This window comes from Psychrobacter nivimaris (assembly GCF_043419765.1).
Lineage (GTDB): Bacteria > Pseudomonadota > Gammaproteobacteria > Pseudomonadales > Moraxellaceae > Psychrobacter.
This window is the reverse complement of record NZ_JBHOFX010000001.1, coordinates 321,068-334,202: the sequence shown is the minus strand read 5'-3', so window position 1 is coordinate 334,202 and position 13,135 is coordinate 321,068. Positions and strand designations below refer to the sequence as shown.

Annotated in this window: 9 protein-coding genes and 1 tRNA gene; 2 read left to right on the top strand and 8 right to left on the bottom strand. The window is 43.8% G+C overall.

Annotation, left to right across the window (positions count from 1 at the left end; all coding sequences use genetic code 11):
* Window positions 1-20 precede the first annotated feature (20 nt).
* From ACHEVO_RS01245 to ACHEVO_RS01215, 7 genes are all read right to left on the bottom strand, one after another.
* Window positions 21-97 (bottom strand) — tRNA-Ile (locus ACHEVO_RS01245).
* A 95-nt stretch (window positions 98-192) separates the two neighbouring features.
* Window positions 193-1,005 carry a pteridine reductase gene (locus ACHEVO_RS01240; RefSeq protein ID WP_394123600.1) on the bottom strand — a complete coding sequence of 271 codons (813 nt, stop codon included), beginning with the start codon at window positions 1,003-1,005 and terminating at the stop codon, window positions 193-195.
* Window positions 1,006-1,042: 37 nt separating this feature from the next.
* Window positions 1,043-2,224 carry a tRNA nucleotidyltransferase gene (locus ACHEVO_RS01235; protein ID WP_394123599.1) on the bottom strand — a complete coding sequence of 394 codons (1,182 nt, stop codon included), beginning with the start codon at window positions 2,222-2,224 and terminating at the stop codon, window positions 1,043-1,045.
* Between the two features lie 278 nt (window positions 2,225-2,502).
* Window positions 2,503-4,821, bottom strand: coding sequence for an NADP-dependent malic enzyme (locus tag ACHEVO_RS01230; RefSeq protein WP_057760550.1), 2,319 nt, complete (start codon window positions 4,819-4,821; stop codon window positions 2,503-2,505).
* Window positions 4,822-5,187: 366 nt separating this feature from the next.
* Window positions 5,188-6,654, bottom strand: coding sequence for a protein adenylyltransferase SelO (locus ACHEVO_RS01225; RefSeq protein WP_394123598.1), 1,467 nt, complete (start codon window positions 6,652-6,654; stop codon window positions 5,188-5,190).
* Window positions 6,655-6,988: 334 nt separating this feature from the next.
* The gene (locus tag ACHEVO_RS01220) at window positions 6,989-8,167 is read right to left on the bottom strand and encodes an acyl-CoA desaturase (RefSeq protein WP_394123910.1); all 1,179 of its coding nucleotides are present in this window, start codon (window positions 8,165-8,167) and stop codon (window positions 6,989-6,991) included.
* 471 nt (window positions 8,168-8,638) lie between these two features.
* Complete coding sequence (locus tag ACHEVO_RS01215; protein WP_394123597.1) at window positions 8,639-9,367, bottom strand: glycerophosphodiester phosphodiesterase; 729 nt, start codon at window positions 9,365-9,367, stop codon at window positions 8,639-8,641.
* A gap of 331 nt (window positions 9,368-9,698) precedes the next feature.
* Here ACHEVO_RS01215 and ACHEVO_RS01210 point away from each other — a divergent pair, with 331 nt between their 5' ends.
* Window positions 9,699-10,637, top strand: coding sequence for a hypothetical protein (locus ACHEVO_RS01210; protein ID WP_394123596.1), 939 nt, complete (start codon window positions 9,699-9,701; stop codon window positions 10,635-10,637).
* Window positions 10,638-10,767: 130 nt separating this feature from the next.
* On the opposite strand, the gene ACHEVO_RS01205 is transcribed toward ACHEVO_RS01210, so the two are convergent.
* Window positions 10,768-11,364 carry a cob(I)yrinic acid a,c-diamide adenosyltransferase gene (locus ACHEVO_RS01205; protein WP_394123595.1) on the bottom strand — a complete coding sequence of 199 codons (597 nt, stop codon included), beginning with the start codon at window positions 11,362-11,364 and terminating at the stop codon, window positions 10,768-10,770.
* Between the two features lie 232 nt (window positions 11,365-11,596).
* Here ACHEVO_RS01205 and cysS point away from each other — a divergent pair, with 232 nt between their 5' ends.
* The gene (gene cysS / locus ACHEVO_RS01200; RefSeq protein WP_394123909.1) at window positions 11,597-13,057 is read left to right on the top strand and encodes a cysteine--tRNA ligase; all 1,461 of its coding nucleotides are present in this window, start codon (window positions 11,597-11,599) and stop codon (window positions 13,055-13,057) included.
* Window positions 13,058-13,135: the final 78 nt, after the last annotated feature.

The following is a 13,135-nucleotide window of genomic DNA, read 5'->3' as shown; positions in this document are numbered from 1 at the left end:
AACAAGCCTGATTCAATATATGGTGGGCCCAGTAGGACTTGAACCTACGACCAAAGGATTATGAGTCCTCTGCTCTAACCAACTGAGCTATGGGCCCTAACGTTAGACGCACAATGATACCTGATTTTTTTAATTTTTCAAGTAAAAGATAGGCAGTAATCAAGATATTTTTTATTGAGCCATATTTTTGTATTACAGGTGACCACCAGCTATGGTTAGACTACGACCTCCATCCACGGTGATGATCTCTCCTGTGACATAATTTGCCTGCACAAGATACAGTACGCTATGAGCAATCTCATCAGGTTGGCCTATACGCCGCATAGGAATAGCGTCGATGATACTTTTTTGTTGCTCATTGTCAATAGCTTGGTCGCTAGTAGGGTCAGGTAAAATGTTGACCCCAGGAGCAACTCCGTTGACCCGTACTTCTGGCGCCATCTCTAACGCTAGCGACTGTACCATCATTCGATGCGCAGCCTTTGCCATGTTATAGACAGTATAGTTGTTAAACGGTCTATCATGCGCGTGTATGTCCAATAAGCTGACAATACAGCCTTGTTGTTGCTTTAGATAAGGTAGTAGAGCTTGGCTCAATAATAAAGGGGCCTTTGCATTGGTCAAAAGCAACTCATCCCACTGTGCATGATTGATACTACCGAGTGGGCTAGGATAAAACCGCGAAGCATTATGCACCAGTACATCAAGCTGTCCAAACGCCTCTACGATATTTTTAACAAAGCTGTCTAAAGCCATACCATCATTAACTATCGTTAAATCAGCAACGATAACTTTTGCACTATTAGTACGGATGTCGTTCAGATCATCAGCTAAGTCATTAGCATCTTGTTCACTACGGTGACAATGAATGATGACGCGGTAATCTTGCCTATGAGCTGCTTTAACAATAGCCGCCCCAATACGCCTAGCACTACCTGTGACAAGCATCACTGGCGCTTGGTTATTCATATTTTCTGTTTGGCAGGTATTAAGTTCTTGGTTCATAGCAATACTACTTTTTTCTCTAGTGTGCTTGTCTATATCATTGTTGTGCTTGCAAGTGTTCAATCCTGCTTTGGCGTAAGGCTGCACCTATAGCGGGGCCTTTAAGGTCTGGCGCAATGTCAGTCATACCGATGGCGTGAAAGCTATTTAGTGCTAGCATCATTTGGCGATGCTGTGTTGCCAGCTGTAACACATGACTGCACACTAGCAATTGAGAGAGCTTATCAGGCTCCTTATGCGCACCGCAGGCTTGGATTAGATCGATTTTTTCAGCCGCATTTAGACTGTTTATTGTGCTTAGTTTTTCAGCTTGCTGAGCGAATAAAGTTGCGAACTGAGTATGTGCTTTTGGGACTTTGGCTTTATTACCGATAGCGTTAATATTTTTTATAGCGGTTGATACGTTAGAGGTAGACTCAGAGTTTTCGCTATTAAATAATGATGAAGACAGGCTAGTCATTAGTAGCGCCCAACGCTGTGATAAATTTAAATGCATCTGTCCTGCAAAGTATAACGCTGTCTGCACTGTTTCTCTTATTTGGACATTGTCCCAAGCATGATGCAAAGGCGCGAAATACTCTGTGAGGGCACCAATTTCAAACAGTTTTTGCCAATAGACTTGCGGTGATAGTTGCATAGTCGCACGGCTCGACTCTTGCCAGATACGCTCGGCACTCAAGTGAGCCAGCTCTCCTGTATCGACCAATTGACGCATCAGCGTTAAAGTGTCATCCGCGATGGTAAATCCCAAATCGTAGTAACGGCTATAGAAGCGCACTGTCCGAAGTACACGTAATGGGTCTTCGCTAAAAGCACTGGATACATGACGCAATGTCTTACTTTTTAAGTCTTGTAGGCCGCCATAGTAGTCGATGACTTGTCCGTCAATCGGGGTATCATCGGTTAAGCTAGTAACTTCGATTGCCATCGCGTTGATGGTTAAATCACGCCTGCGCAAATCATCCTCTAGACTAACATCAGGACTGGCATGTACGCTAAAACCTTTGTAGCCTGAGCCTTGCTTGCGCTCTGTACGTGCCAATGCATATTCTTCATGAGTGGTCGGATGCAAAAACACAGGAAAGTCAGCGCCCACTTGTTGAAACCCTGCATCAATCATCTCTGCCACAGTAGCGCCAACGACGACAAAGTCCTTGTCCTTGATAGGACGCTTGAGCAGTCGATCGCGTACAGCACCGCCTACGAGGTAAATTTGCATAGAAGCCTCTTCTTATTATCGAGCTTTATATTGCTAGCCCAATTTTTATAAATCAAAAAAACAGCCAATGCTCTATAAGTTGCATTGACTGGTTTTAGTATAGCAGAAGGGCTCTGTCAATGGATGACAGAGCCCTTCTTAATATAGTCAATCTTCTATAAATTGGGTAGGGTGTCAGCCTCGCTCAGTCTACTATTTGTAGTACTTTCACTCGGCTTCCTTGTATCCAAATTATATTGAACTGACTATAGTGCATTCATACTGTGTATGGTATATGACTATTTTTCGTTTTCTAGGTCTTGCGCTTCAGTGACGGTCAATGCAGTCATATTAACGATACCACGCGCTGTCGCTGATGGCGTCAAAATGTGTACCGGCTTATTAGTACCTAATAGGATAGGGCCAATAGAAGCACTGCCAGTCGCTGTTTTAAGCAGGTTGAAAGCGATGTTTGAGGCATCAAGGGTTGGCAAGATAAGCAAGTTCGCTGCACCTTTCAATGGGCTTGATGGCATATCGTTTAGACGAATATTTTCGTTAAGCGCGGCATCACCTTGCATTTCGCCTTCAAACTCAAAGTCGACATTCATATTTGTTAATAGTTCATGAACCTTGCGCATTTTGACAGCGCTGGCACGATCTGAAGCACCAAAGTTAGAATGAGACACTAGCGCGACGCGTGGCGTAATACCAAAGCGACGTAGCTGATCCGTTGCCAAGACAGTCATTTCAGCCAATTGTTCAGCTGTTGGGTCTTCATGGACATAAGTATCAGCGATAAAGATATTACGATCTTGCATGAGTACCGCATTCATCGCATAGAAGTCGTTCATACCTTGTTTTTTGCCAATGACGCTTTCAACGTATTTTAGATGCAATTGGTAATGGCCAAAGGTACCACATACCATGCCATCTGCCGCACCATTTTCAACCAGCAAAGAACCAATCAAAGTCGTCTTACGGCGAACATCACGACGAGCAAGCTCAATGCTTACACCGCGGCGTTTGTTCTTCTCGTAGTAACCCTGCCAGTAGTCTTTGTAGCGAGGATCGTCATCAACGTTGACGATGGTAATATTCTCACCAGCTTTTAGACGTAGGCCCAGTTTTTTGATATTGGCTTCGATAACTGAAGGGCGACCAACCAAGATAGGTTGTGCTAACTTCTCATCAACGACCACTTGTACAGCAAGCAAGATGTTGTTGTCTTCACCTTCACAGTACACGATACGTTTTGGATCGGCTTTAGCACGAGCAAAGATTGGCTTCATCACAAACGCTGAGTTATAAACAAACTCAGACAGACGCTGACGATAGGCTTGCATGTCATCGATCGGTAGCGTGGCAACGCCTGAATCCATCGCTGCTTTGGCCACAGCTGACGCGATCTCAATGATTAGATTTGGCTCTAGAGGGCCTGGGATTAAGTAGTCACGACCAAAGCTCTGCATCTTTTCGATGTTTCTAGCACTGGTAGTTGGAGTGGCTTCAACATGTGCCATCGCAGCGATTGCTTTTACGCAAGCCACTTTCATCTCTTCGTTAACAGTGGTTGCACCAACATCCAATGCACCGCGGAAGATATACGGGAAGCATAGCGCGTTGTTTACTTGGTTTGGATAGTCTGAACGACCCGTTGCCATGATGACGTCTGGACGTACCGCATGGGCCAATTCTGGCATGATTTCAGGTGTAGGGTTGGCAAGTGCAAAGACGATAGGGTCTTTTGCCATACGGCGAACCATATCTTCTGATAATGTACCTGGCATTGATAAGCCTAGGAACATATCGACATCGTCCATGACTTCTTCGATAGAAGTAGCCGTGATATCACGAGCATAACGCTGTTTAGTTTCATCAAGGTTTTCACGGCTAGTATTGATGATACCGCGTGAGTCTGAAACAATAATGTTGTTCTTATTAACGCCAAGTGCGCAAATAATATCTAGGCAAGAAATGGCTGCTGCGCCTGCGCCTGAACAAACAATTTTAATCTCTTCGATTTTTTTGCCAGTAATCAACAAAGCATTTAGCATGGCTGCGGCAACGATGATTGACGTACCATGTTGGTCATCATGGAACACAGGAATGTTCATGCGCTCACGTAGTACGCGCTCAATTTTGAAACATTCTGGTGCTTTGATGTCTTCTAGGTTGATACCACCAAAGGTAGGCTCAAGCGAGGCAACCGCTTCGATGAATTTATCTGGATCGTTTTGAGCAATTTCAATATCAAAAACGTCGATACCTGCGAACTTCTTAAATAGAACGCCTTTACCTTCCATGACTGGCTTCGATGCCAATGGACCGATATTACCCAGACCCAATACAGCAGTACCGTTAGTGATAACACCAACTAGGTTGTTACGTGCAGTGTATTTAGACGCAAGTTTTGGATCTCTTTGGATCTCAAGACAAGGTACAGCAACGCCTGGAGAGTAGGCGAGTGCTAAATCACGTTGGTTGGCTAGCTGCTTAGTAGGGGTTACCGAAATTTTACCTGGGCGTGGAAACTCATGGTAATGTAAGGCAGCTTGTTCAAACTGCTCTTTTTCTGTACTGAGGTTATCCGTATTCGAAGTGGTATCGTCATTCATAATAATTGCCATGGTTGGAATAAATTGGAATAAATTAAATGGTGATAAAAAACAACGTCTAACCCTCCAAAAATCATTGAATGATAATAATTGAAAGGTATAAAAACGTTAAACGACTCACGACCATCAGAATCATGGTCGACGATCAAAGATCAGGTCAAAAAAGCAAACTAGCTAAAATATTCATTCTAGCATTATTGCTAATTCACTGCCTAGTCAACAACAATGAATTATGCGAATAATATAATAAAATGATATTCGTTATTTATCTCGTTGATAATGCCAAAAAATGCGTCTAGATATCAACCTTAATTTCATAATGTTTCAAAATATTACAGAATTGAAAGGTGCTAAGACAAGCAACTACTAAGATGAGCAGCTAATAGGCATCTGCGGTGTATCAGGCGCAGGCGCACTGCTATCTAAATCATTAGCGATATCTTGCACGCTATAAGGATTGGCTAATAAACGAAACACTCGATCAACTTCTTCAAACTGACCTTGCTCTGCGGCAGTAATTGCACGCTGCGCCATGCTATTACGAAGGACATAAACAGGATTGTTGGTTGTCATGTCATCAACTGTCTGCTCAAATGGCAGCTGCTCAATCTGTGCAAGATAACGTGCTGACCAGTCTTGCCATACTTGCTGCGCCTCAACGCTTAATTCAGTGGTCATGGTAGCCAGTAGCTTTTGCTCATAAGGATGATCTGCTGGTGCGACCAAACCGAGTAGGGCGCGGAAGCTATTGGTATAGTCGAGCAAGTTGTCTTCTAATAGCGTCAACCATTCAAAGGCCAAGCTGAGACTTTCTCTTTGATGCGGTAAGCCAAGCTTACGGCACAGACCTTGCTGATAGTGCTGCATAAAGGTTGCTTCATAAGGTGCTAAGCAATCAGCGAGCGTCTCACGAGTGACGCCTTCTAGGCGCATAAAGTGTGGCAGCCAGACATTTAGATTCCAATGCCCGATAGCAGGCTGATTCTGATAAGCATAGCGACCCGTATGGTCTGAGTGATTATTAATCCATGCAGGATTAAAGCGCTCCATAAAGCCAAACGGCCCGAAGTCCAAAGTACGGCCTGTGATAGATAAGTTATCTGTGTTCATCACACCATGAGCAAAGCCAATCAATTGCCAATCAGCAATCATACGGGCCGTACGCTCGACCACTGCGGTCAAGAAAGCTAAGACAGGCGTTTCGCTATTTCGGCACTCTGGATAGTAAGTATCAATCATATAGTCGGTGAACTCACCCAGTACATCAGGGGCAAAGCTGGCAATCCATTCGACATGACCTAAACGAATATGACTCTCCGCCACACGCATCAACGCTGCACCTGCTTCGATACGCTCACGGCGCACTCTCGTATCAGATACCACAAACCCCAATGCGTTAGACGAGGGGATGCCAAGCTGGGTCAATGCATGACCACATAAATACTCGCGAATGGTACTACGTAAGACTGCGCGCCCATCACCCATGCGTGAATAGGGCGTCAAGCCAGCACCTTTAAGATGCAAGTCTTGTGGCTGTCCATCATTATCGAGTACCTGCGCCATGAGCAAACCGCGTCCGTCGCCCAATTGCCCAGCCCACTGTCCAAACTGGTGACCAGCATAGGCCATCGATAATGGTTTGAAATCAGCTGGCACGTATTGACCGCCCAATATCTCAACCCAATTGGTCATCAGATCCTCATCGTCGGCCCAGCCCAACTGCTGTGCAACTTGACTATTGAAGTGACCGGCACGAGGATTGTCTAGTGGTGTCGGTGGCTGCTCATGATAAAGGCGCGTGTCTAGGTTGACGTAAGTGTTTTGATAACGCATACAGGCCGTTTCCATTAAAATATAAAAGTGAGAATATCACTATAGCATAGCTCTTATATGGCATCGTTGCACTCTGTCCATCTCTTGTAATATCTAACCAAAAAACAAAGTTCCGTTCTTTAATTAACTGAATATGATGGATGAGATGGTTATTGTTTTTGGATTAGAGAAAGCAATGGTTCAGCCAAGGTATTTGACCATTTATTATGATAATAAGGTCATTAGAAGTAGCTAAAATGACATAATCGATAAAGTATAAGCAAAAAAATCCCCCTATCTAGGACGGATAGGGGGATGGAGAAGCTTCAAAATTATAAAACTAATCAGAGATTAATTAAGCGGCTTTTTCATTCGCGCCAATAGAGCGGAAGGCGGTTTTTAGATTGCTGTTATGCTCAAGGATTTTCTGTTCAATTTTGGCATAATCATGCTTTAACTTATCGTCAACTTCATGCAAACGATCAGCAAACTCTGTTTTCTTAAGCTCGATAGTTTTTGCTTTTAGCGCTTGCCATTCTTCAACAGTCTGCGTAAAGGCATCATATTCAAACTTAATACGGTCTTGGAAGCTCTTCATCGCATGAGGAAGGTCAAGGCCGCTTACTGCTGCTGTATCGATCTGTTGTTGAGCTTTCTTGAACTGCATTTGCACTTCTGCATGTTTGATGGTCGTATCATCAACAGTACGCAGCTCAGAGGTTAAACCAAGTTTTGATAAACCCGCGATTAACCATTTGGTTGGGTCATATTGCCACCATTTCACGCCATTACGATAGTCGTATTGGAAGAAGTGATGGTAGTTATGATAACCCTCACCCCATGTAAAGATAGCCAAGAAAAAGTTATCACGAGCACTATTGGTATCTGTATAAGGACGTGTACCAAACATATGACAGAACGAGTTGATAAAGAACGTAAAGTGATGCGTCAATACCAAACGAAGTAGGCCTGCGATAACCAATGTACCCCAAACATCACCAAGCAACCAACCGATAGCGGCAACCATACCAACGTTCATGGCAACTACCCATAGACCGTAGTATTTATGCTGAATCTGTAAGACTCTATCTTTAGTCAAATCAGGAATGTTTTTGTAGTCGAACTTGCCGCTAGGGTAGTTACGTAGCATCCAGCCAATATGACTGAACCAGAACCCACGCTGTGCTGAATACGGATCATCCAAACGATCGTCTACATGACGATGGTGAGTACGGTGACCAGAAACCCAATCAAACGCAGAACCCTGTACCGCTAGGGTAGAACCAAGCAATAAAAAGTTTCTGACAATTGGATGCGCTTTATAAGCACGATGCGCCATTAGACGATGATAGCCTGCAGTAATACTGATACCAGTCCATACCATAAAGGCACCAAATACACCCCAAACAGGTGCGCTCACTTGGTGAGTGAACAAGTACCATGGCGTAATGATAGCAGCAGCAATCGGCGTCGCTACCAAAATAGTCGCCGGAATCCAGTTAATCGGTGCTTTGGTAAATTCAAACTCGCGCATATCAATGCTTTGCTCTTGCGCAGAAAGATCCGCTTGCTCAGAAGCTTTAGCATAATTGCGTTTGGCAACAGGCTGCTCATCAAGCGCCATTTGCGCTTTTTTCTCATCAAAACGAGTTTTAAAACGCGTTACTTGAGTGCTGGCGGTTTTTACAAGCGTGTCACCAGATTTGATAGCGAAACGTAAGCCTTTAAGCGGTAAGCCAAGTGCTTTTTTTGCAATCATATAATATCCCTAACGGTATTAATTTAAGCCACCATAGTACCTTAAAATGCGTGTAAAGTGAACACTTATACACTATAAAAATATTGCTAAATAACAATAACTTGTATGGATTATAGAATGTATTGGTCAAAAATACGAGTGACTTATCAGACATGAAGGAGAAGTGTAACAAGGAGGGTGGATATGTAGGAAAGAATGCGTTTATCAAAAAAATGATTAAATATCAAAAAAGTACGGATAAGTCAGTTAAGGCAACAGCAAATGACTTGGAAAATCCGTAATGATGACATCGGTTTCCCATTTTATGAGCTGTTCAATGGTGGGAATATCATTGACCGTCCAAGCACTTACAGGCAATCCATAACGGTGGCTATGCTTGATGACAGCTTGGGTCAAAAGCGGATAATGAATGCCCAGTTGAATACAGCCGAGTTGCAATGCGGTATTGGTCGCGCTTGCCAACGCTTCTGGCGTACGAATGAGTAAGCCGCGAGGCATATGAGATAATAGTCTGTGACGTTGCAAACGGTTATGTAACTCGACATCGAAACTCGTCAATACAACTGGTAAGCTGGCAAAAGGTGTATCAATAAATGCCTGCCGAAGCGCTGCAATCAACACCGCATAATTGGTACGGCTATGTGTTTTAATCTCAAGCTCAATAACGTTAAATCCACTAAGCGCAGGCGCTATGCTTGCGAGCGTCATAATGGGTTGACCAAACTGCAACTGGCATTGAATCTCTGTGAGCTTTAACTGATCAATGCGTGATTGTCGCCCGCACATACGCTCTAGATCGTCATCATGGAATACGATTAAGTGACCGTCAGCGTTTAGTTGTATATCAAACTCTACGCCTGCTAAGCCTCTTGACTTGAGGTTTTGAGAGTATTGAAAGCCTGAAAAGGTATTTTCTAACGCTTCACCGCGTGCGCCTCGATGACCTAGTAATAACGTATCTCTAAAATTTATCATATGCACCAATCATCGATGATTTTTATGCCCAATCATATAGCGTCATATCAACGGCGTCTAACGAAAACTGCGATGCAATCCGTACTTTTTTAAATATGACTTCTTAGAGCCCAAATCTGCGAATGTTTGTTATGTTTTTGCAACCAAACGCAGGTTTTTTCCACAATGAGGGGCACTATTTGTATATCCATGGGCTACACTAATGACCATTTGATTTAAACACCGTATAATGATGTGGTTTTCATATCTGTAGCAGCTAGCGTTGCGATTTGAATGTTGAACACTGTCAGTCAGTGGCGGTACGAACCTGTAAATTGGGAGTAGAGTTAGTATGAGCGTAGCAAATATAAGTTTGAGCAAGTGGCATAAAGTTGCTGGGATTGGATTGGTATGTGGTTTGGCGCTTGCAGGCTGTGATCGCTCAGATAAAGAAGACACTACTGAGCAGGCAGAGCTAACAGAACAAGAGACTGTCGACGCTGAAAATAGTGTTGCGCCTGCGATCAGTTGTGATGATCCTATGGTGCAAGATCGCCTTAAGTCAGCTCTAAAGAATACGCTCAATCAACAAGCACAGTCATTGGCTGCCAATTATGCAAATGATGCTGAAATCAGTTTAGCAAATGGTGTGGTTAGCGAAAAAACCAATGGCGTTGTTATTGACGTTCAAAACGCTGCCATCTTGCAACAAGCCAATGAAAACGGCATGACCACTTGTCAAGCAAGTGTCAGCATGACGCTACCAAGTGAAGACTTGTATCAAGCCAGTCAGGTACAAGCGGCCAATAATCAGCCAAGCTTACAATCACGTTTAGCGCAAGACAATATCCGTATCAATAACAATATGCTCGTTGATGACGCTTTCACTTACATCGTTGGTACTCAAGGCGGTCAAGTGCGTACGCGTATTGCAGGTCAGCCTGCTTTGATTACTGTCGTTGCAGATGTGATGGCAGGTTCTGTCTTTAAAACTGCAATGGATGAGCAACGCGCCCAACGTGCTGCTGAGCGCCGTGCAACACAGAACAACGATACGACTCAAACAGCGCCAATCCGTCAGCCAAGAACCGTAACGCCAGTTGAGCCAATTCGCCCAACTGAACCTACGCCGCCGCCAACTATTAATAAACCTGCTGAAAGTCAGAGCAGTTCGACTGCAAACACCCAAGCAGCTGCTGCCGAGCCTAGTAAGCCCGCCACGCCAAAAGCCGTACCTAAAGATGAAACCATCGATATGGTCATCATTGAAGACAACAGCGCGACTTATTAATTTACCATTGTAATAAGAGGTAGCGATATCCAGTAGAGCGAATTGCTATCGCTGAATAATAAAAACCCCGCAACAATCGTGTCGCGGGGTTTTTGGGTTTAAATATTTATTGTCAAATACTTAGTTTGTATTATTGATTGTCAGTGAACGTTTTCAATGCTTGACTGTCCCACAATACCTCAGAGACTTTTTCTGGGTCTGTACAAAAGCGTGCAGCGACAAATAACCAATCAGATAAGCGATTAATAAAGCTGACGGCAGTACTGCGAATCGCTTGTGGACGCTGCTGCTGCAATATTACAGCTTGACGTTCAGCGCGGCGACACACACTACGCGCCACGTGTAATTGACTCACCAATATAGAACCTGTCGGCAAAATAAAGTCTTTTAGCGGTGGCAATGTGGCATTCATCATATCTATTTGCTGCTCTAACCATTCAATATGAGTGGCATTAACCCCTTCATACTCTGGCATAGCAAGCTCGCCGCCTATATTGAATAACAAGTGCTGAATGATGACCAAGGCTTCAGAGAACTCTTTCTCTATAGATTGCCCTTTATTGTGTTTTAGTTGCGCACGTACCAAGCCAATATGCGAGTTGAGCTCGTCGATGTCACCCATGACGCTAAATAGATCGTCCGCTTTACTAAGGCGGCTGCCATCAGCCATACCAGTGCTGCCGTCATCTCCAGTACGTGTGTATATTTTGCTTAAGCGATTGCCCATCTTTACATCCTTAACGGTTTTTATGATTGAATAGCGTTAGTTGCACGCTCATTGTAGTATTTTACGCCTATTTTCGCTAAGATAATGGGTTACGTTTTATATCAAGACGTTTTTTGGTCTGAATTTTTTATTTTCTGGATTTATAGTCACAGTCGTTGGTATGGCTTATTCATACACCGCGGCTGAGATTTCACATTTCTCTATTTTATTTACGTTACAAGGCTTTTTTACTATGACCACACCACTTGCAGATGCGATGTCCCAACTTGCCATTTACGATTCATTGACTGGCAGCAAGCGTCAGTTTGTACCACTCAAAGCAGGGCAGGTTGGTATGTATGTGTGCGGCATGACCGTTTATGACTATTGTCACATTGGTCATGCGCGAGTGATGGTCGGTTTTGATATGGCCGTTCGTTGGTTGGCGCGCTTGGGTTATGACGTGAATTACGTACGTAATATCACTGATATCGATGATAAAATCATTGCTCGTGCTGCTGAAAACGGTGAAGAGATTGGTACATTGACGCAGCGTTTCATTGAAGCGATGCATGAAGACGCGACTGCCCTTGGTTGTGAGATGCCAAATGCTGAGCCACGTGCAACCAATCATATCGATGATATGCAGAATATGATTGAGACGTTAGTCACTGGCAACTACGCGTATGCAGGCGATAACGGTGATGTCTACTATGCTGTTGATAGCTTTGACGGTTATGGTAAATTATCGAAGCGCAATCTGGACGATATGCAGGCAGGTTCGCGAGTCGAAGTTGAAAATGATAAACGCAATCCATTTGACTTTGTACTATGGAAAGCGGCAAAACCTGACGAGCCGCAGTGGGCATCACCATGGGGTCAAGGGCGTCCAGGCTGGCATATTGAATGTTCAGCGATGTCGACTAAGTGCTTAGGTAGTACCTTTGATATTCACGGCGGTGGTCATGACTTACAGTTCCCGCATCACGAAAATGAAATCGCGCAGTCTGAGGCAGCGACTGGTTGTGAGTATGCACGCAACTGGATGCATGTTGGTTTTATCAATGTCGATGGTGAAAAGATGTCTAAATCATTGGGCAACTTTTTTACTATTCGTGATGTCATGGCAAAGTATTTACCTGAAACGGTGCGTTTTTTCTTATTATCGAGCCATTATCGCAGCCAAGTTAACTTCTCTGATAGCGCCTTAGATGAAGCACATAATAGCCTAAGCAGACTATACAATGCACTAAAATTGGCTGAGCAACAAAAAGGACAGTCAATCGTAATCAATGAAGATTTAGTGGCTGAAGCTTACAATAGCGCGGTTGGTCAAGACTTCGTCAAGGCGATGAATGACGATTTCAATAGCTCGACGGCTATCAGCGTCTTATTTGGATTGGCTCGTGATATTAATAAAGCAATCAAAGCGGAAGACGTCGATACCGCATGGCAATTAGCCCAGCAACTAAAAGCATTGGCGCAAGTATTAAATATTTTACAGCAGCCAGTGCAGCAGTTTTTGCAAGCAGTGACTGGTGATCAGGCAGAAGATGGTCTAACGGATGCCGTTATTGATAATTTAATCATCGAACGTGCAGAGTCTAAAGCCAACAAAAACTTTGCTCGTGCTGATGAGATACGTGAGCAACTAAAAGAGGCGGGTATTGAACTCGAAGACAGCCGTGCTGGCACGACATGGCGCCGCGCTTAAAATAGTTTTTGCCGCTTATAAGGTAAATAGCTACAAATCTTGTAATAAATTAAGTCAGCTTTAGGCTGGCTTTTTTTT

Coding starts and splice junctions, on each gene's coding strand:
- ACHEVO_RS01240 (WP_394123600.1), bottom strand. CDS start 1,005: ATGAACCAAGAACTTAATACCTGCCAAACAGAAAATATGAATAACCAA.
- ACHEVO_RS01235 (WP_394123599.1), bottom strand. CDS start 2,224: ATGCAAATTTACCTCGTAGGCGGTGCTGTACGCGATCGACTGCTCAAG.
- ACHEVO_RS01230 (WP_057760550.1), bottom strand. CDS start 4,821: ATGAATGACGATACCACTTCGAATACGGATAACCTCAGTACAGAAAAA.
- ACHEVO_RS01225 (WP_394123598.1), bottom strand. CDS start 6,654: ATGCGTTATCAAAACACTTACGTCAACCTAGACACGCGCCTTTATCAT.
- ACHEVO_RS01220 (WP_394123910.1), bottom strand. CDS start 8,167: ATGCGCGAGTTTGAATTTACCAAAGCACCGATTAACTGGATTCCGGCG.
- ACHEVO_RS01215 (WP_394123597.1), bottom strand. CDS start 9,367: ATGATAAATTTTAGAGATACGTTATTACTAGGTCATCGAGGCGCACGC.
- ACHEVO_RS01210 (WP_394123596.1), top strand. CDS start 9,699: ATGAGCGTAGCAAATATAAGTTTGAGCAAGTGGCATAAAGTTGCTGGG.
- ACHEVO_RS01205 (WP_394123595.1), bottom strand. CDS start 11,364: ATGGGCAATCGCTTAAGCAAAATATACACACGTACTGGAGATGACGGC.
- cysS (WP_394123909.1), top strand. CDS start 11,597: ATGACCACACCACTTGCAGATGCGATGTCCCAACTTGCCATTTACGAT.